General features: G+C 44.2%; 16 protein-coding genes and 1 pseudogene. 7 read left to right on the forward strand and 10 right to left on the reverse strand.

Annotated elements, in window-relative coordinates; genetic code table 11:
* Window positions 1-64: 64 nt before the first annotated feature.
* The 7 genes from N7974_RS02795 (at window position 65) to N7974_RS02825 (ending at window position 8,189) form a co-directional block, all read left to right on the forward strand.
* A complete protein-coding gene (locus N7974_RS02795) occupies window positions 65-916 on the forward strand; it encodes an energy transducer TonB (protein WP_262964155.1) in 852 nt (283 codons plus the stop codon).
* A gap of 4 nt (window positions 917-920) precedes the next feature.
* Window positions 921-1,610 carry a MotA/TolQ/ExbB proton channel family protein gene (locus N7974_RS02800; protein ID WP_262964156.1) on the forward strand — a complete coding sequence of 230 codons (690 nt, stop codon included), beginning with the start codon at window positions 921-923 and terminating at the stop codon, window positions 1,608-1,610.
* Complete coding sequence (locus tag N7974_RS02805; protein ID WP_262964157.1) at window positions 1,610-2,035, forward strand: ExbD/TolR family protein; 426 nt, start codon at window positions 1,610-1,612, stop codon at window positions 2,033-2,035. Before N7974_RS02800 ends, N7974_RS02805 begins: the two co-directional genes overlap by 1 nt.
* A 72-nt stretch (window positions 2,036-2,107) precedes the next feature.
* Entirely contained in the window at window positions 2,108-4,273 is a 2,166-nt protein-coding gene (locus N7974_RS02810; RefSeq protein ID WP_262964158.1) for a TonB-dependent receptor, read from the forward strand.
* A 317-nt stretch (window positions 4,274-4,590) separates the two neighbouring features.
* Window positions 4,591-5,286 carry a PepSY-associated TM helix domain-containing protein gene (locus N7974_RS02815; protein WP_262964159.1) on the forward strand — a complete coding sequence of 232 codons (696 nt, stop codon included), beginning with the start codon at window positions 4,591-4,593 and terminating at the stop codon, window positions 5,284-5,286.
* Window positions 5,287-5,644: 358 nt separating this feature from the next.
* Window positions 5,645-5,803: a hypothetical protein gene (locus N7974_RS02820; RefSeq protein ID WP_262964160.1), complete on the forward strand. Its 159-nt coding sequence runs from the start codon at window positions 5,645-5,647 to the stop codon at window positions 5,801-5,803.
* A 154-nt stretch (window positions 5,804-5,957) separates the two neighbouring features.
* The gene (locus N7974_RS02825; protein WP_262964161.1) at window positions 5,958-8,189 is read left to right on the forward strand and encodes a TonB-dependent receptor; all 2,232 of its coding nucleotides are present in this window, start codon (window positions 5,958-5,960) and stop codon (window positions 8,187-8,189) included.
* 270 nt (window positions 8,190-8,459) lie between these two features.
* On the opposite strand, the gene ftsZ is transcribed toward N7974_RS02825, so the two are convergent.
* The 10 genes and pseudogenes from ftsZ to mraY form a co-directional block, all read right to left on the reverse strand.
* A complete protein-coding gene (gene ftsZ, locus N7974_RS02830) occupies window positions 8,460-9,620 on the reverse strand; it encodes a cell division protein FtsZ (RefSeq protein ID WP_262964162.1) in 1,161 nt (386 codons plus the stop codon).
* A 31-nt stretch (window positions 9,621-9,651) separates the two neighbouring features.
* A complete protein-coding gene (ftsA, locus tag N7974_RS02835; protein WP_262964163.1) occupies window positions 9,652-10,878 on the reverse strand; it encodes a cell division protein FtsA in 1,227 nt (408 codons plus the stop codon).
* Between the two features lie 42 nt (window positions 10,879-10,920).
* On the reverse strand, window positions 10,921-11,685 hold the full coding sequence (locus N7974_RS02840; RefSeq protein WP_262964164.1) for a cell division protein FtsQ/DivIB: 765 nt from the start codon (window positions 11,683-11,685) through the stop codon (window positions 10,921-10,923).
* Window positions 11,685-12,644: a D-alanine--D-alanine ligase gene (locus tag N7974_RS02845; RefSeq protein ID WP_262964203.1), complete on the reverse strand. Its 960-nt coding sequence runs from the start codon at window positions 12,642-12,644 to the stop codon at window positions 11,685-11,687. The genes N7974_RS02840 and N7974_RS02845 overlap by 1 nt, the downstream gene beginning before the upstream one ends.
* Window positions 12,633-13,496 (reverse strand): annotated as a pseudogene (murB, locus tag N7974_RS02850) (UDP-N-acetylmuramate dehydrogenase); the annotation flags it as partial. The gene N7974_RS02845 and the pseudogene murB, both read right to left, overlap by 12 nt.
* Entirely contained in the window at window positions 13,493-14,959 is a 1,467-nt protein-coding gene (gene murC, locus N7974_RS02855) for a UDP-N-acetylmuramate--L-alanine ligase (protein ID WP_262964165.1), read from the reverse strand. The pseudogene murB and the gene murC, both read right to left, overlap by 4 nt.
* Entirely contained in the window at window positions 14,956-16,032 is a 1,077-nt protein-coding gene (murG, locus tag N7974_RS02860; protein ID WP_262964166.1) for an undecaprenyldiphospho-muramoylpentapeptide beta-N-acetylglucosaminyltransferase, read from the reverse strand. Before murG ends, murC begins: the two co-directional genes overlap by 4 nt.
* Window positions 16,017-17,192, reverse strand: coding sequence for a putative lipid II flippase FtsW (ftsW, locus tag N7974_RS02865; protein ID WP_262964167.1), 1,176 nt, complete (start codon window positions 17,190-17,192; stop codon window positions 16,017-16,019). Before ftsW ends, murG begins: the two co-directional genes overlap by 16 nt.
* Window positions 17,189-18,559, reverse strand: a complete 1,371-nt coding sequence (gene murD, locus N7974_RS02870) for a UDP-N-acetylmuramoyl-L-alanine--D-glutamate ligase (protein ID WP_262964204.1) — start codon at window positions 18,557-18,559, stop codon at window positions 17,189-17,191. The genes ftsW and murD overlap by 4 nt, the downstream gene beginning before the upstream one ends.
* 67 nt (window positions 18,560-18,626) lie before the next feature.
* Window positions 18,627-19,709 carry a phospho-N-acetylmuramoyl-pentapeptide-transferase gene (mraY, locus tag N7974_RS02875; protein WP_262964168.1) on the reverse strand — a complete coding sequence of 361 codons (1,083 nt, stop codon included), beginning with the start codon at window positions 19,707-19,709 and terminating at the stop codon, window positions 18,627-18,629.
* Between the last annotated feature and the right edge of the window lie 2 nt (window positions 19,710-19,711).

Raw genomic sequence — 19,711 nt, forward strand, 5'->3', positions numbered from 1 at the left:
GCCAGCCACCTTGCCTATTTGCACAGGAAGCCAGCCAGCCTTCATTTAAATTCAAGGTATGGTTATGACAGTACATTTTCTAAAGAAATCAGATTTTTCAACTTCAGCACAAAACCTTGGTCCGGCTCCAAGCAATCAACGACCCGTTACCAGACTATTCACTGTTGTTAACAGTAGCAACACACATCCTGATACAACCGCCACAAATCACCCCAATAAACAACATATTAGCCTGAATTTACACTCGCCGCTAAAGCGCAGCGAATACCTGCTTGGCATTTTGGTAACCCTGGTACTACATCTATTATGGTTTGTTACGACTCCGATGGCCGAAACCAGGCAAACCATCACACCGCCAAAACCCATCATGGTGGAATGGCTTGGCAATTCACCATCTCATGCAGAACCCGTCAAACCTACACCCCAACCTAAACAGGTTACTGTAAAACCAACCGTCAAACCCAAACTAAAACCTAAAAAAATAGCTGCTTCTAAACCAGTCATCGCCGCACCTAGCCCGGAAGTAGAATCGACTATGACACAGTCACAAAATACTCTTGCAGAGTCACCGACAGTTGCGACAGTCAATGCGATACCCGTTATATCAGATAGTACAGCCAACGATGTGCCGGTAACGCTACCAAATCTTAATGCTGACTATCTAAATAACCCGGCACCGGATTACCCCCCTGCTTCACGCGAACTTGGTGAACAAGGCCGGGTGCTACTACGTGCCATGATCAATAGCGATGGCACTGTTGCACAAGTAGTACTGCGAAAAAGTAGCGGCTTCAACCGGCTGGACCAAGCAGCACTGGATACCGTTAAAAAATGGCGATTTGTTCCTGCTCAGCGCGGCGAACAGAAAATATCGGCTTGGATTGTAGTACCCGTTGCATTTTCACTTGAAGGATAAATATATGGATTTCAAACATTTTTTAATACAAAACGACACAGTAGGGCTGTTTCTGTTTGGCATGCTGATCTTTATGTCGATGGCCAGTTGGTATTTTATTGTTATCAAGGCATGGCAAGTCAGGCGGACACGCCATCGCAGCGAGCAATTTTTAAATACTTTTTGGGATTCTGCTTCGTTGGATGAAGTAGCGAAATCACTGAAGCAACATCCGGGCAGCGAACCGTTTGGGCATTTGACCAGCCATGCCATCGCGGCTGCCCGACACCATGCCGTTCATGGTGCGCATCGACTGCATGAGGCAGGCTCTTCCACCGAATTTTTAACGCGTGCCATCCGCCGTATTATCGATGAGGAAACCGCACATCTGGAATGGGGCTTAACCGCGCTGGCATCAATTGCCAGCACCGCACCCTTTGTCGGTTTGTTTGGCACGGTATGGGGAGTTTACCACGCTCTGATCGGTATTGGCCAAAGCGGTCTGGGCACACTCGACCAAATTGCCGGACCGGTCGGCGAAGCTTTGATCATGACAGGTTTAGGGCTAGCCGTCGCTATCCCTGCAGTGCTGGCTTACAACGATTGCTCCCGATCCAACCGACTGGTTCTGGCAAAGCTGGATGCTTTTGCCCACGACTTATTTGCTTTTCTAACCACAGGTGCGTCTGTACCGCTTAATTCAGAAGCAGAGTAATGGCATTCGGCGGTTTCGATCAAAGTAAAAACACCCACCCTGTCGCCGAAATCAATATGGTGCCACTGATTGATGTGATGCTGGTGCTGCTGATCATTTTTATGATCACAGCACCGATGATGACGCACACGGTGAAAATCGACTTACCCAAAGCTGGCAGTCAGGCGCAATCAGAACAACCTGAACATATTGCCTTATCCATCAATATTGACGAGCAGTTATTTTGGAACGAAATACCGGTAACACGTACAGAACTACAACAACACTTATTGGAAATCGCCGTACAACTGCCGCAACCGGAATTGCATATCAGAGCTGACCAAGCCGCACCATATCGACTTGTTGCCGAAACCCTGGTTGATGCAACCAAGGCTGGTATTACCCACATCGGTTTTGTTTCGGAGCCAGATACTAATAACCAATAACACAACCATCAGCCACCCCGCATTTTCCGCCAGGCAGCCATTTACTTTTTAAGCAACAAAAGCGGGAAACGTATGTATCAAAAAAATGCAAAAATAAAAAACAGCTGGTTACTGGGGGCTTTGTTACCGTTGGGAGCAGTATTAAGCGGTATGGTAGTCGCGGCTGAACCGGTCGAGAAACCCACAGTAAATGAAGAGCAGGAAATCATCCTGAAGGACGTTAAAGTTAAGGCGGTGCGCAGTAAAAAACCCAATATAATTAAAGGCTATCAAGCCAAAAGCAACACTACGGCCGTTAAAACCGACACTGCCCTGATCGACCTCCCGCAGTCAATTACGGTTATTTCGCAAGAATTAATCAAGGACCAAAACATGCAGAGCATAGCCGATACCGTTCGCTATGTACCTGGTGTTAGTATCGCTCAAGGTGAAGGTAGGCGAGATAACCCGATTTTTCGTGGCAACAGTTCAAGTTCAGATATGTATGTCGATGGCATACGCGATGACGTACAGTATTATCGTGATCTTTACAACATCGAAAGGGTTGACGTTCTGAAAGGCCCCAACGCGATGATTTTTGGTCGCGGCGGCTCGGGCGGCTTGATTAACCGCGCTACGAAACAGGCCAACTGGAATACTGGCCGCGAAATGAATATACAGTTTGGTTCCTTCGATAAATACCGGTTAACAGGGGACGTTGATCAAGCAATTAATGACAACTTTGCCGTGCGCCTAACCAGTATGTGGGAAAATTCCCGCAGTTACAGGGACGGCTATAACGCCGAACGCTGGGGGGTTAATCCCACGGCATCTTGGCGTCCCAACGACCAGACTAAAGTAACGTTAGGCTATGAGCATTACGAGGACAACAGAACAGCAGATCGTGGTATTTCCTCGTTCAATGGTCGGCCAATTAACACCGATGCCTCTACGTTTTTTGGGGATCCGGATCGTAGTCCAAGCGGGGTAAAGGTTGATTCTTTCAGTGCAATAATTGATCATGACTTCGGTAGCGGTGTCTCGGTTCGTAATAGCAGTCGTTACGCTAGTTATGATCAGTTCGCTCAAAATATATTTCCTGGCGCGGTCAACGCCGCAGGAGAACAGGTCGCGATCGTAGCCTATAACAGCACTACCCAACGTGAGAATTTGTTTAACCAAACCGATTTGACCTTTTCGCTGCACACTGGGCCTTTCAAGCATAAGTTTCTGACCGGAGCCGAGTTTGGTCGCCAGGAAACCGATAACTTCAGGAACTCTGGTTTATTTGGTCCTAATGCTGATAAGACGTCGGCCCTTGTTCCCTTGATCAATCCAAGATATAACGGCGCTGTCGCTTTCAAGCATGGAACCACGGACGCGAATAATAACGGCGTTGCAACTACCGCTGCAGGTTATGTGCAGGATCAGATTGAATTAACGCAGCATTGGCAAGCTATCGTGGGGGTACGCTATGATCGCTTTGATGTCGATTTCCAGAATAAAAACAATGGTCAAAATATTACCACTGCCAACAATTTGGTGTCGCCACGCGGTGGTTTGCTCTACAAGCCTTTTGACAACTTCTCCTTGTATACCAATTACAGCATCGCCTATGTACCGAGGGCCGGCGAACAACTATCATCGCTTACACTGAGTAATCAAGCACTAGAGCCGGAAGAATTCAGAAATTACGAAGTGGGTGCCAAATGGGATATTGTCCCCGATATGTCGGCGACTCTGGCACTTTATCAACTTGATCGCCTCAATGCCCTTGCTACTGACCCCAATAATTCAGCGCTATCGTTTTTGGTCGATGGCCAGCGTACACGCGGGATAGAACTGGGCCTAAATGGTAACATTACCGATGCATGGAAAGTCTTTGGCGGTTATGCCTACCAAAATGGCGATATCACCAAAAGTATCTCAAGCTCCGCCTTGGCAGGTGCAACTCTGGCGCAAGTACCGGAACACTCTTTTTCTCTGTGGAATCGTTATGACATTAGCCAACAATGGGGCGTCGGCTTGGGCTCGATATACCGCGGTAAAATGTATGCTGCCACTGACAACAAGGTCATCCTACCGGGTTTCCTGCGTTTCGATGCAGCCGTTTACTACAAGGCTACTAAAAATATTCAACTGCAAGTGAATATCGAAAACCTGTTTGACAAACAGTATTACGCTTCGGCCCACAGTAACAACAATATCACGCCAGGATCACCAATTGCTGTTAACGGCGGAGTCACTATAAAGTTTTAGTAATCCTTATGCTTCATTAGCACTGGTGAGAAGCAATAAAATCGATTACAAAACAAACCCAATTATTTTCATAAACTATGGTAGCTTACAGGATAAGTCAATGAACCCACTTGCCCAACCATACTTTTAGGGCGGCTCTTATTCAGGACATTCTGATTAAGATGATAGTTATACCCATAAAAGCTGGAACCTAGTTAAATCAGCAAACTGGTTTCTTGCCTTCGTAGAGAAGATGTTTTTTCAGATGCCTTGGGCTTCAACTAATTCTATGAACCTCATAATAAATATTAACCTATTCAAACTTGAAAAAATAAACAATGAATGTTCCAAACACTATCGTGCCACCACCCCATAAACCTTCAGGCGGCTATTTATTCCTCCCCAAACGCTTGTCGCGCGGGACCTTTCTGAAATGGCTGCGCCGAACCCATGCCTGGGTAGGGTTGTGGGGTGCAGCACTAGGATTATTATTTGGATTTTCCGGCATTTTACTCAATCACCGTGACGTTATGAAAATCCCGATCGGTAGAATGGAACAACAGGAAATTCAACTGGCGCTACCGGAACCACGCCCTGGGGATCCTAAAGCTATGGCGGCTTGGCTCGGGCAATCCTTGGGACTAACCACCAATCACGCCAAAATACAGCAAGAAGCCAGAAAAATGGTGATCTGGAACGATGTCCAGTTTCAACAGCCATCACTCTGGAAAATCACTGTGCGTAATCCTAAACGAATGATGCAAGCCGAATACTGGGAAGGTAATGCCTTTGTCAGCGTCAAACAAGGTGAAGGCAATTTATTATCGGTACTGACTAATCTACATAAAGGTACGGGTATGGGAGTGGGCTGGGTACTGCTAGTAGATACCTTAGCTGGCGGCTTGATACTATTGAGTTTGACTGGCACCCTGCTATGGACGGGGCTGCACGGCAAACGACTGGCAGCCGCAGGTCTTGGTTTCGGTTCGTTAGGGTTGGCGATATTTTTCGCATTGCAAGCCATTGAAGGCTAAACTGTGTTGGTAGGAATTTCGAAATTCCGTTACAGTGAAACCGATAGCTTAAATCAAAATACGTTATTTTTTATCGGTGGCGCTGCCGAAGCAGATTTTTCCGCCGCTATTTAATCGTTACGAAGGCGGAGACAACATCTCCGACAATCATATTAATAAGACCTATCCACTACTGTCATGTCACAAGCCGGCAGCTACGTACCGACTATATTTTTATGCGATCCTGATTACCATGGTGGTGAACTGTTTATAGAAGACACATACGACGAACATCATGTCAAATTGACTGTAAAGTACACCCATATTTCAATCTGCATCCTATAAAGGCGGGGTTGGCAGCGTTTTCCTGAAAAAAAACATGATCCGTGCAACTGAACGCCGCCATCTATCGTTTGAAATAAACCTGCCGATACTGGAATTACTAAACACTAATAACGATAGCGCTTCAAGGGCCAACCTGCCTGATTGCCACTATAATTTACGCGACTATCAAGAAATCATTAATAGCGCTTGTTAGTCCGATCAGTACAAAAATTCAGCACCAAAAGCCTATAAGAGGACTCCATTATAAAAATCGTTGAAATTCAAAACTACCAATTTAATATAAACAGTTTACTTTATTAATGAGAACGATTATCATTGAGACAAATAATAATTATTGTTTCTATCTTATGAAATCAAAAATAAACAAAAAAATTTTTAGCTTGGCAATCTCAGTCTCGGCTACCTTGGTTTCAGGTAATGCAATGACGCAACCTGCTGAAAATAATATCATTAAACTTGAAACAATAGACGTTACTGCACCTATAGCAAGCGATACAAGACCCGTAGATGGGTATAATGCCATAAGCAGCACAACAGCCACAAAAACTGACACAAAACTGCTTGATATACCGCAATCAATTTCAGTCGTCACGCAAGATATAATCAAAGACCAATCTGTTCAAAGTGTTGCTGAAGCTATTCGTTACGTTCCTGGCGTACAGGCATCCCAAGGTGAAGGTAATCGTGATGCCATAGTACTTCGCGGCAATGCAACCACAGGTGATTTTTTTGTTGATGGTGTTCGTGATGATGTACAAACCTACCGCGATTTATACAATACAGACCGCATCGAAATATTAAAGGGTTCCAACGGCATGATATTTGGTCGCGGCGGCGCAGGCGGTGTAGTTAACCGTGTCTCTAAAGAAGCCGGCTGGGATCCTGTCAGGCAACTGACTGCCAGTTATGGTGCATATAACCAAAGACGTATTGCCGGTGATTTTGGTCAATCGTTAACCGAGGATATTGCGTTTCGCCTAAATTCAGTTTATGAAAATTCCAACTCCTATCGTGATGGTGTAAATATTGAGCGTTACGGTGCTACGCCCACTTTTACAATCCGTCCTTCTGATAACACTAAAGTTGTAATAGGTGCAGAATACTTTAAAGATAAACGTATTGCTGATCGTGGTATTCCTTCTGCAAACGGGGCATATAACAATACCAACAGCAGAAAACCGTTTAATCTTGGTGATAATTCCGCATTCTTTGGTAGCTCAGAGCTTAGCCCTACCGATACAGAAACATTTGCCTTTAATGCCATGATTGAACACCAGTTTAATAGCGGCATTAACGTAAAAAATCGTACCCGCTGGGCAAATTACAACAAATTCTATCAAAATGTGTTCGCTAATAGTTCTGTTGCCAATGATGGTACTTTTGCAGTAAGTGCTTATAACAATTCGACCAACCGTGAAAACATTGTTAACCAAACAGACGTAACTTATACCGCAAAGTGGTGGGGAATTGAGAATAAACTGCTTACCGGTATGGAGCTTGTCTCGCAGGATACAAAAGACTTGCGTATGGCAGGTTTTTTTAACAATGACTTTACAAGCACGGGTACCCAAGTAAATTTAAATGCCAATAACACCACGCAAATTGGTAATATGCCGGTCAGCTTTAGACCCAACCTTGTTAACAGCAGCAGTCCGTATAGTAATAATAAATCCACCGTCGATACCGTAGGACTTTATGTTCAAGACCAAATTATATTTTCGCCGAAATGGCAAGCCATTCTGGGCCTTAGATATGATAAATTTCAAACTAATGTTGATAGTATCAAAAAAGGCTCTACCAGTGGCACAACTGTTTCCGAGAACTTTGATGTTACCAATAATCTTTTGTCACCACGCGCTGGCTTGATTTTTAAACCTATAGAACCGGTTTCTATTTATGCCAATTATAGTATCTCATATGTGCCACGTGCAGGCGATCAACTGACCTCACTGACTCTAAGCAATAAAACATTTGACCCGGAAAAATTTACCAATTACGAAATTGGTGCTAAATGGGATGTAAACTCCAATTTTGCGCTTACTTCAGCGCTATATATATTGGAGCGCGCCAATGTCGCCATTACCGATCCACAAAATAGCACGCAAACGATTCTGGTAGATGGTCAGGAAACTCGCGGTATAGAATTAGGTTTTTCGGGAAATATCACCGAAAAATGGAGTGTTTTCGGTGGTTACGCTTATCAGGATGGTGAAATTACCAAACAACAAGGTAACGGCGCTAATGCAATCTTAAAAGGTACCCAGTTGGCACAAACACCCAAACATACCTTCTCACTATGGAATCGATATAATATCAATAATATGTGGGGTGCTGCGATTGGTGTAGTCAGTCGTTCTGATATGTATGCACAATTGCCAACAGCAACGCAAAGTGCCGTACTTCCCGCTTATGCTCGTCTGGATGCTGCACTCTTCGCCAAGCTTACCCAGCAATTACGCTTACAAGTGAATATGGAAAATTTAACCAACGAAAATTATGTACTGACAGCACATAATAACAATAATATCATGCCTGGCTCTCCCATTACCGGTCGGGTTACCTTAAGTTACGATTTCTAGATATTTGTTCATGCCGGAATAGATAGCACATGATGATAAAATTATATGATTATGTGATTATGTGATTATGTACATTGAAGCATACCAATACTCGTCGCGATAATTTTCAAACGAGTAAACAATAGTCAATCAACCTTAATCCAAAATTCCTGGTTGACATAATCAGGGATAAAAACCAACCTGAAAATAGGTGTGAGGACTAACATACAGTTCAGGACAGGGTGAACACCCTGTCCTGAACCGAATTTATGCTTTTTGTTTTGAGTACAATCAATCTGCCTGCCGTCTTAAAAAAGCCGGAATATCCAGATAATCTAAATCGACCTCTTTTTTACTTTGCGCACCAAAACGGGTTTCCCTGTTTTCGCTCTTGCCGCCCTGCCGCATAACCGTTGGTTTATCCAACTCATCATAATTAGCGTTACTGATAGTTGGTTTTTGCATCATTTTAACCGGCGCTTTAACAGCCATCGGAGGTGCACCCATACCGGTAGCTACAACAGTAACTTTAAGCTCATCACCCAAGGATGAATCAATAGCCATACCAATTTTAATGATGGCGTCTTCTGAGGCGAACTCATGAACGATATTACCCACTTCATTAAACTCGGCAACCCCCATGTCAGCAGCAGAAATATTAACCAGAATACCGCGTGCACCTTGAAGATTGATATCTTCAAGTAATGGGCAAGCAATAGCTTTTTCAGCGGCTTCACGTGCACGATGCTCACCAGATGCCGACCCCATACCCATAATAGCGGCGCCCATACCCGACATTACCGTTCTGACATCAGCAAAATCGACATTAATCATGCCGGGATGAATAATAAGCTCGGTAATACCTTGTACAGCATCCAGTAATACATCATTTGCCGCTTTAAAGGCATTTATCAAGGATACATTATTACCCAGTACCGGCAATAATTTCTGATTAGGAATGGTAATCAATGAGTCTACGTATTTTTCAAGCTCTATAATACCCTGTTCTGCAACGACCTGCTTCTTCTTGCCTTCAAACAGAAAAGGCTTGGTTACTACAGCAACCGTTAAGATACCCATCTCTCTTGCAATTTGGGCAATAACAGGAATAGCACCGGTACCTGTGCCACCGCCCATACCGGCAGTCAGAAAAACCATATCTGCGCCTTGTAAAACTTCTTTTATACGCTCTTTATTTTCTTCGGCGGCATGTTTGCCAATTTCAGGATTAGTACCTGCGCCCAATCCTTTGGTCAATTCAACGCCTAACTGGATGATGGTATCAACAGTTAATTTCCTTAATGCCTGTGCATCGGTGTTTGCACAGATAAATTCAACCCCTTCAATATGGCAACCAACCATGTGATTAACTGCATTACCACCACCACCACCGACACCAATAACTTTAATGACGGCTGTTTCACTATATGTATCAACCAATTCATATTTCACGACACTACCCCTTAAAAAACAATTTATATTATTAAAAATTACCCTGGAACCAGTTTTTCATTTTTGAAAACCACCCTAAACCGTCAGAATCAATGCTTCTACCCAAGCTCTGATGTTCTTTTCCATACATTAACAATCCTACCCCTGTGGAGTGAATAGGATTTCTCACCACTTCAGTTAACCCGGTAACATTTTGTGGTCCACCCATCCGTACCGGCATGTGAAAAATTTCTTCTGCCAGCTCAATTAATCCCATTACTTTTGAACTACCACCCGTCAATACAATTCCAGCAGCTATTAACTCTTCATTGCCACTGCGCCTAAGTTCCGATTGTACCAACAACATTAATTCTTCATAGCGAGGCTCTATAATCTCGGCCAGGTTTTGCATTGAAATTTTTCGTGGTGCCCTATCGCCAATGCTCGGCACTTCAATAATGCCATCAACATTCGCTAGCTGGGTTAACGCACAGGCATATTTTCGTTTGATATCTTCTGCGTTTATCGTTGGTGTGCGTAAAGCAACAGCAATATCATTAGTCACCTGATCGCCAGCTATCGGTATAACTGCAGTATGCTTAATTGCGCCTTCAACAAAAATGGCAATATCCGTTGTGCCACCGCCAATATCAATTAAACAGACACCTAGTTCTTTTTCATCTTCAGTCAGCACAGAGTTGCAAGATGCCAATTGCTCAAGGACTATATCCTCAACTTCCAGACCACAGCGGCGGATACATTTAATAATATTCTGGGATGCACTAACGCTACCGGTAACCATATGTACCTTGGCTTCCAGGCGAATACCCGACATCCCGATAGGTTCTTTAATCCCGTCTTGAAGATCAATGACAAACTCCTGCGGCAAAATATGTAAAATTTTCTGGTCAGCAGGGATGGCAACGGCGCGTGCAGAATCAATCACTCTATCTATATCATATTGAGTAACTTCTTTATCCTTAATGGCCACAATGCCATGAGAATTAAGACTTCTAATATGGCTACCGGCAATACCTGCAAAAACTGACTTAATCTGGCATCCTGCCATTAGCTCGGCTTCTTCAATTGCTTTCTGTATGGAATGAACAGTTGACTCCAGATTGACTACAACGCCTTTTTTAAGACCACGCGATGGCGTAGTACCTATGCCTATTATTTCTATGTTGCCATCACTGGTGAGCTCACCAACAATAGCCGCGACTTTTGACGTTCCGATGTCCAATCCGACTATTAAATTACGCTCTGTTTTTTTTGCCATGTTATTTACTCTGTATCGCCTTTTCGTGTTTTTGTTGGTTCATTATTGGGGGGTCGGTTGCATGGCATGCCAATCAATCTCAGCGGTTCCAGGTTTCCATGAAACTGCATAGCCATTGGGATATCTCAAATCAACAATTGCTATTTGTTCAACCTGCTCTTTTTTTAATACTGTTAACGTTTTTAAAAAACGCTGTAATTTTTTTAATTGCTCATTGCGCCCCAACAGTATTTCCAGGCCGGTTGCCAACTTGATTTTCCAGGCGCCCCGATTATTAACACTAAACTCTACCAATTCCATGGACTGATCGGCCAACGCTGTTTTAATACCCTTCATTATTTCCAGGATTTTTACTTGCTGTAACTCCGGCCCTGTCACTACCGTCAAATTCTGAAACCCGTCTATATTCTTTGGCGTAAAAATCACACCCTGCCCGGTAATCAAACTATCCTTACCCCATCGTGCATAGGGCTTTCTTTCATGAACTTTTATATCAATCGCGTCAGGCCAAATGCGCTTTACCGTCACTGAATCTACCCATGGCAACGTCGAAACCGCCAAGTGTATAGCCTGCATATCTGCATCAAAAAAACCGGTTAAGACTAATGGCTCTAAAACAGCCTTTACCTCGTCTTTGGCAAGGTATTGAAAAACACCCTCAGTTCTCACATACTTAATAGGCAATGAGGCACTTTTAATAGGCAATGACCTAATCTGCTCATTCGTTACTACTTCATACCCAACTATTCCAACCAGACCGAATAACAGTAATCCGATCACCAAGGCTTTAATACCGATATTACTCATTACTCTAGACTGGTTTCCAACACCCGCCAGACCAATTCTTCGAAATCGATACCTGCCTGTTTGGCGGCCATAGGCACCAAACTATGATCGGTCATTCCGGGCACGGTATTAATTTCAATCAGTTGATACTGTCCAGAATCATCAATAAAAACATCGACTCTTGCCCACCCTTTTGCGCCGACGACTTTACTGGCTGTTACCGCCAGGTTTCTGATGAACAATTCCTGATCTTTGTCCAACCCACAAGGACAGTGATATTGAGTCGTCGTCGCGTTATATTTTGCTTCGTAATCATAAAAAGCATTGGGAGATTCCAGGCGAATGACCGGTAAGGCCTCATCATTTAATACTGCAACCGTATATTCCTTACCCCTAACCCAGCTTTCGGCATAAACATCGCAACGATAGGCCAATGCAACTTGCAGCGCTTTTTGCAACTCATCCCTTGAGTTTGCTTTACTCATTCCTATACTGGAACCTTCCTGTGCGGGCTTGACGATAACGGGGAAACCCAATTTTTCGATACAGCCATCAATATCATTTTCATCTTGCAACAAACACCATTCGGGTGTTGTCAAGCCATATCCCTGCCAACATAATTTGGTTCTGAGCTTATCCATGGTTAATGCTGAAGCCATAACTCCGCTACCGGTATAAGGAATGCCCATTACCTGCAGAACACCTTGAAGCACCCCGTCTTCACCGCCACGACCATGAATGATATTAAATACCCGATCCACTTTTATGCCGGCCAATGCCTCGATAGGGCTATCCGTTACATCAATGGCAACCGCATCTACACCTTTACGTATTAACGCGTCATAAACAGCGGTACCGCTTCTTAATGAAACCGGTCTTTCTGCAGCTGATCCTCCCATCAATACGGCAACACGACCAAATTTTTCGGGGTTTTGTAGCGAGACACGATTTTTCGTCTCTGTGTCACGTTCGCCTACCATACAAACCTCAGTCAGCAATTCCACGCCTTGATACTCCTTTACTTTATGTTGAACAGTGTAAATTAATTCTTCGATATCAGTAGCAGTGGCGTTACCCGTATTGACAATAAAATTGGCATGCTTTGTTGATACGCAGGCACCACCAATCGCAAAGCCTTTTAGCCCTACTGCTTCTATTAATCTTGCCGCATAATCACCGTCCGGATTTTTAAATACCGATCCGCAACTAGGCTGGTTGGTTGGCTGTGTTTTTGCTCGCACTTCCAAAAAGCCTTTTATTTTTTGCTGACTAGCCACCGTATCGCCTTCCAGCAGCTCCAATCGGCAGCTCAGAAACCATTCGTTTTCAATACTTTTTACCGAGCGGTAGCTCACCATAAAATCTGCGGGATATCGGCATGATATTTTGCCCGCCAAAGCAATCGTTTCTACCTGCTTAACAATGCCCCACGTCTCTCCGCCAAAAGCTCCGGCATTCATTTTTAGAGCACCACCCATAGTTCCGGGTATGCCTGCCAAAAACTCGGCACCAATCAAACCTTGTTCTGCACAAAAACGGGCCACATGGGCACAAGGAACACCCACTTCAACGTAAACCGAACCATCTTCAGCAATCTCCATTGCTTTCAAGCGTCCCTTGGTATTAATAACCGTGCCACGTATACCGCCATCCCTGACCAATAAATTACTGCCCAAGCCCATCCAAAATACCGGCTCTGAAGCGGGCAAAGTCGCTATAAACTCACACAAGTCTTGCTTGTCAAAAGGAATATATAGTCGGTCAGCAGGGCCGCCCACACGCCAACTGGTATATTTAGCCAGTTTCTCATTACTTAACAAGCGTCCTTTCATACTGGTAGCGTATCCGGCGACAAAGTCCGACACTCTAGCGCTTCAGTCAATAAATCGGGCAACTGCGTAGCAAAGTGTCCAACATTACCGGCTCCCATGGTCAGAATTACATCACCAGGCTTGACGATACCGGCTAATATTGTTGGCAACTCTTGCCATTCATCAACAAATATTGGGTCGACTTGAGCGCGCATACGAATGGCCCGACTTAATGCTCTGCCGTCTGCGCCGGCAATTTCGGCTTCGCCTGCCGAATAAACATCCATAAGAATCAGAATATCGACCGTTGACAGTATTTGTACAAAATCTTCAAACAAGTCACGAGTTCGTGTATATCTATGTGGTTGAAAAATGACCACAGAACGCCTGTCAGGCCAGGCTTGACGCAATGCCTCCAGAGTTGCAGCAATTTCTCGGGGATGATGTCCATAATCATCAACCAGAGTCAGCTTGCCGCCATCAAGTGCCAAATCACCCTGAACCTGAAAACGCCTGCCGACGCCTTTAAATGCACCCAGACTTTTAACGATGGCATCATCAGCAACTTCCAACTTGGTTGCCACAGCAATAGCCGCCAGTGAATTAAGCATGTTATGCCAACCAGGCATATTTAAAGTTACTTGTAACAGCGGATAATCACCCCGACGAATGACGCTAAAAGTCGTCAGCATCCCGTCTTGTTTAATATTTACCGCGCGAATATCCGCATCGTCATGAACCCCGTAGGTTATTACCGGCTTGGATAGCTGCGGTAAAACTTCTCTTACGCCTTCGTCATCCAGACACATCACCGCCAAGCCATAAAAAGGCAAATGATGTAAAAATTCTACAAACGTATCTTTTAATCGTTGATAGCTATTCTGATAGGTTTCCATATGGTCTTGATCTATATTGGTAACCACCGCCATCATGGGCTGAAGATATAAAAATGACGCATCACTTTCATCCGCCTCGGCAACCAAATAATTACCCAAACCCAGCTTGGCATTACTACCCGAACTATTTAAACGACCGCCAATAACAAACGTAGGATCCAAACCACCTTCTGCCAGTATACTGGCTGTCAGGCTGGTAGTTGTCGTTTTACCATGGGTGCCGGCAACCGCAATACCAAATCGAAAGCGCATCAATTCAGCGAGCATTTCCGCACGCGGAATAACCGGAATTCTATTAAGATACGCTTGGTCAATTTCTTCATTACTACGATCTATGGCAGTTGATGCAACTACCACGTCAACTTTCGTGACGTTTTCACGCTTATGGCCAATAGTTACCGTCACGCCCAAATCCACAAGTCTCTGCGTTACCGGACTGGCTTTGATATCGGAACCCGAAACTTTATAACCCAGATTGGATAAAACCTCAGCGATACCACTCATGCCCGTACCGCCTATGCCAACGAAATGTATGCGTTCAATATTGCCAAAGGTAGACGCTACATGCGTACTGGTTGGGATATTCATAAGCCCGCCTCAGCAATACAATAACCGGCAACAACCGCTGTTGCATCGAGACGCGCGCAGTGCTGTGCAGCATCGCTCATGACCGCCAGATTATTAAGAGCCTTGGTGATGTGCTCTGCCAGCGTTGCCGGAGTTAAATTATTTTGCATTAATAGTAGTCCTGCGCCTGCATCAGTTAAATAGCGTGCATTGGCCGTTTGATGATCATCAATAGCACTTGGTAACGGTATAAAAATGGCGGGAATGCCCATTGCCGCAACTTCACTCACAGTCATGGCTCCTGCCCTACAAATCACTAAATCAGCTTCTTGATAAGCGGCAACCATGTCATCAATAAATGCACTGGTTTCTGCTTTAATACCTAAAACTTGATATCGACTTTCAACCTGAGACAACATAGCTGCGCCAGTTTGATGCCTGATTTGCACGGATTGTGTTGCCAAGCCGGATTTTTGAAATTCGGCGATAGCTTCCGGTACCATTTCATTTAATATTTGCGCACCCTGGCTACCACCAAAAACCAATATTCTGACCTCTTTTTCAGGCCGCTGACGGCCATTTTCCAAGGCGGTAAGAAACTGTTTTCTTAGCGGGTTACCGGTGCACTTTGCTTTAATCTTCGCATTAAAACTACCGGGAAATGCCTCCAGCACCTGATTCGCCAAACGTGCAAGCAAGCGATTGGTAGTGCCTGGTATGCGGTTTTGCTCATGAATAACCAAAGGCAAACCTAACAGCTTTGCTACCAAACCACCGGGACCGGCAACAAAGCCACCCATCCCCAATACCACATCAGGTTTACGCCGGCGTAATATTTTCATAGCCTGAACACCGGCTTTGAACAGCATAAATACAGCCGTTATCTTGGCAGCCAAACCCTTGCCACGAACACCGGCAACAGACAACCAGTCGATTTCAATGCCATGCTCTGGAATTACACGACTTTCCAAGCCCTTATGCGTACCTAACCAGCTAACTTGCCAGCCTTTTTCGGTTAGCAATTGTGCAACTGCCAATGCCGGAAATACATGTCCACCGGTGCCTCCGGCCATAATAACTATACGCTTGACCATTTTGACCTTTCTTTTGGCGTGTTCGCATTGATCTCGGCAACTTCGCTTTGTACCCGGAATAACAACGCCACTGCACAACACATAATCATCATACTGCCTCCACCATAACTCATTAATGGCAAGGTCAATCCTTTCGTTGGCAAAATTCCCATATTAACGCCCATGTTGACAAATGATTGAAATCCAAACCAGATACCCAAACCATAAGCAATAAAGGCAGAAAACTGCTCGCCGGCTTTCTCTGCTGCCATACCTATCTGAAAAGTGCGCCAGACCAATAATGAAAATAAACTGATAACAGTCAATACGCCAACCAACCCTAACTCTTCAGCAATAACTGAAAATAAAAAATCGGTATGCGCTTCAGGTAAATAAAATAACTTTTGTATTCCGCTACCCAAGCCCACGCCTGTCCATTCTCCACGTCCAAATGAAATAAGTGCATGAACCAATTGATAGCCGGTATCTTTAGGATCGGCCCATGGATCCATAAAACTGGTTACCCGTTTCATGCGATAAGGTTCAAAATAAACCAGTAATCCTGCCAGCAAACCCACAAAAGATAACAACATGATAAATTGCGATAGCCGTGCGCCTGCCAAAAACATAATACCCATGGCAATAACCAGTATCACCACAGATGAACCAAAATCCGGTTCCATTAATAACAATACGCTGGCCACTGAAAATAAAATCAACGGCTTAATCAAACCAAAAGCAGATTCACGTATTGATTTATGATGCCGGGTGACATATCCGGCCATATATATAATAGAAAAATACTTAACGACTTCTGATACCTGTATCCTCAAACCACCTAGTGACAGCCAACGTGTACTCCCGTTAACCTTTACGCCAAGCCCCGGAATCAGAACAATCACCAATAATAACAAGCCGCCGATGAACAACCATTGCCCGGCTTTTTCCCATACATGAATAGGTGTTAGTGCTACACAGGTTCCTAAAAACAAGCCAAGACCTATATGCAGAGTCTGCCTGATCGGATAATAAAAGCTGTTACCACTTATTTTTACCCCCAAATGTAGAGATGATGATGCCACCATGACATAACCCATCAGTAATAAACTGGTAGTTACAACAATCAGTATGGGATCAAAATGAAACCGTCCTATCCGGGATGGCTTCGCTCGTTTATTCATGCAAGCAACCCTAATACTGCTTTAGAAAATTGATCGCCTCTATCCTGATAATTTTTATATTGATCAAGACTGGCACACGCAGGAGACAACAATACACTGTCGCCAACCTGTGCAAGACCAGCGGAAATTTGTACCGCTTGCGCCATATTTTCAGCGGCATAAACAGGAACACAATCATTCAAGGCCTGTTTTATCAAGCCGGCATCCTTACCCATTAACACAACACTTTTTGCTTTTTCTTTGATGGCAGGTATCAATTCGTTCATATCAGCCCCTTTCGCGTCACCACCCGCAATCAGAATGACCTTACGATCATAACCTTGCAATGCCGCAATACAGGCACCAATATTAGTTGCCTTTGAATCATTTACCCAAGTAATGCCACCTATTTCTGCGACTCGTTGCATTCGGTGATCAAGCCCTTTAAAGGTTTTCAATGTATGACACATCGCTTTTTCATCCAATCCTATCGACATACCCAGAGCCAACGCGGCTAGCGCATTGGCAGCATTATGTCTGCCTTCAAGGGGTAATTGGGCTAATGGCATCAAGTACTGTTGATTATGCATCAGATACTCCACACCCTGCTTGTGGGAAATATAAAAATCAGCCTCTTTTTTAATCGAAAATGTCAAAATACGTCTACCTGCCTTTTGCATCGCCTCGACAATAGGGTCATCGATATTAATGACCATGACACCATTGCCTCTAAAAACGTGCTGTTTTTCCTGTGCGTAACTTTCTATATCGACATGCCGGTCAAGATGGTCGGCAGAAATATTAAGCACGGTTGCCGCAGCCGCATTCAGAACGGTGGTTCGCTCAAGCTGAAAGCTGGAAAGCTCCAGGACAAACAATTCGGTGGACGGCTCCAACAATTCCAATGCTGGCGTACCCAAATTGCCGCCAACACCAACTTTTTTTCCTGCGTATTTTGCCATTTCGCCGAGCATCGTCGTAACCGTACTTTTACCGTTAGAACCAGTAATTGCGACAATCGGTACGTTAACTGAACAGGCAAGCAGGTCAATATCACTGACTATCTTTGAACCATTGGCAATAGCTTTGACAATCGATTTTTCAGTCAACGGAACACCTGGACTGATCACCAAATGTGTTGCCACTTTAAAAGCCGCCTCGTCAAACCCTCCGCTAAAGACAGGCATATCAGGCATCATCTGCAAGAATTCGTCGATTAATGGCGGTTTATCACGACTATCAGTGATGGCAAAGTTAAACCCGAGTTTTTGTAAATAATGCGCAACTGAAATACCGGTATGTCCAAGCCCTACCACCAAAACTTTTGAAGTTTTTGGATCCAGGGCAAAATTATTTTTTAACGAGTTGATAATCGCCACGCTATCCATGATCATCTTAAAATCACTCGCCAAGCTGAAAGCAGACAAAACCATTTATTTATCTTACGCATTTTTATCATCTCAATTTTAATGTTGCCAGACCAATCAGCACCAGAATGAACGTGATAATCCAGAAACGTACAATAACCCTGGGTTCCGGCCATCCTTTTAATTCAAAATGATGATGTATCGGGGCCATACGAAAAACCCGTTTTCCCGTTAGCTTAAAAGAGGCGACCTGAATGATCACTGATAATGTTTCCATGACAAAAACACCACCCATAATCATCAACACAATTTCTTGTCTGACCAACACCGCCAACACACCCAAAGCGGCACCCAAGGCCAACGCTCCTACATCCCCCATAAACACCATGGCGGGATAGGCGTTAAACCATAAAAAACCTAGTCCGGCACCCACTAAAGCTGCGCAAAATACCATGAGTTCTCCGGCATTAGGCAGATAAGGAATAGCCAGATAATCTGAAAAAGTCACATGTCCTGACAGATAAGCAAATATACCCAAACCTCCGGCAACCATAACTGTCGGCATAATAGCCAAACCATCCAGACCGTCGGTCAAGTTAACAGCGTTACTGGTTCCAACGATAACAAAATAAGTCAGGACAATATACATCCAGCCCATATCCAACATAACGTCCTTAAAAAAGGGAATAATGAATTGGGTTTCTGCCGGTAAAATTGCCGTTTTATACAAAAAAATTGCAGCCGTTAATCCTATGACTGATTGCGCCAGGTATTTGGCTTTAGCCGACAAACCGTCGCTATTACGCTTAACAACTTTCCGGTAATCATCAACAAAACCGATGACACCGTAGCCCATTGTGACCAACAGGATTACCCAGATATAACGGTTGCCAAGATCAGCCCAAAGCAAAGTACTAACTGCAATGGCAACCAATATTAACGTTCCGCCCATGGTAGGCGTTCCTGATTTCTCGTAATGTGATTGTGGCCCCAGTTCACGGATACTTTGGCCGATTTTTTTATGACTTAATTTTCTAATCATTACCGGACCGATAATAAAAGAAATCAACAATGCGGTTAATGCACCCAAAATGGCGCGAAAAGTCAGGTAATGAAATACCCTAAAACCGCCATCAAAAGTCATTAAATAATCTGCAAAATAAAGTAACATCG

The sequence above is a fragment of the Methylobacter psychrophilus genome (assembly GCF_025583945.1).
GTDB classification, from domain to species: domain Bacteria; phylum Pseudomonadota; class Gammaproteobacteria; order Methylococcales; family Methylomonadaceae; genus Methylobacter_C; species Methylobacter_C psychrophilus.

Excerpts from the sequence above, each read along its gene's own strand:
- N7974_RS02795 (WP_262964155.1), top strand. The coding sequence starts at position 65 with ATGACAGTACATTTTCTAAAGAAATCAGATTTTTCAACTTCAGCACAA.
- N7974_RS02800 (WP_262964156.1), top strand. The coding sequence starts at position 921 with ATGGATTTCAAACATTTTTTAATACAAAACGACACAGTAGGGCTGTTT.
- N7974_RS02805 (WP_262964157.1), top strand. The coding sequence starts at position 1,610 with ATGGCATTCGGCGGTTTCGATCAAAGTAAAAACACCCACCCTGTCGCC.
- N7974_RS02810 (WP_262964158.1), top strand. The coding sequence starts at position 2,108 with ATGTATCAAAAAAATGCAAAAATAAAAAACAGCTGGTTACTGGGGGCT.
- N7974_RS02815 (WP_262964159.1), top strand. The coding sequence starts at position 4,591 with ATGAATGTTCCAAACACTATCGTGCCACCACCCCATAAACCTTCAGGC.
- N7974_RS02820 (WP_262964160.1), top strand. The coding sequence starts at position 5,645 with ATGATCCGTGCAACTGAACGCCGCCATCTATCGTTTGAAATAAACCTG.
- N7974_RS02825 (WP_262964161.1), top strand. The coding sequence starts at position 5,958 with ATGAAATCAAAAATAAACAAAAAAATTTTTAGCTTGGCAATCTCAGTC.
- ftsA (WP_262964163.1), bottom strand. The coding sequence starts at position 10,878 with ATGGCAAAAAAAACAGAGCGTAATTTAATAGTCGGATTGGACATCGGA.
- N7974_RS02840 (WP_262964164.1), bottom strand. The coding sequence starts at position 11,685 with ATGAGTAATATCGGTATTAAAGCCTTGGTGATCGGATTACTGTTATTC.
- N7974_RS02845 (WP_262964203.1), bottom strand. The coding sequence starts at position 12,644 with ATGGTAGGCGAACGTGACACAGAGACGAAAAATCGTGTCTCGCTACAA.
- murC (WP_262964165.1), bottom strand. The coding sequence starts at position 14,959 with ATGAATATCCCAACCAGTACGCATGTAGCGTCTACCTTTGGCAATATT.
- murG (WP_262964166.1), bottom strand. The coding sequence starts at position 16,032 with ATGGTCAAGCGTATAGTTATTATGGCCGGAGGCACCGGTGGACATGTA.
- ftsW (WP_262964167.1), bottom strand. The coding sequence starts at position 17,192 with ATGAATAAACGAGCGAAGCCATCCCGGATAGGACGGTTTCATTTTGAT.
- murD (WP_262964204.1), bottom strand. The coding sequence starts at position 18,559 with ATGGATAGCGTGGCGATTATCAACTCGTTAAAAAATAATTTTGCCCTG.
- mraY (WP_262964168.1), bottom strand. The coding sequence starts at position 19,709 with ATGTTACTTTATTTTGCAGATTATTTAATGACTTTTGATGGCGGTTTT.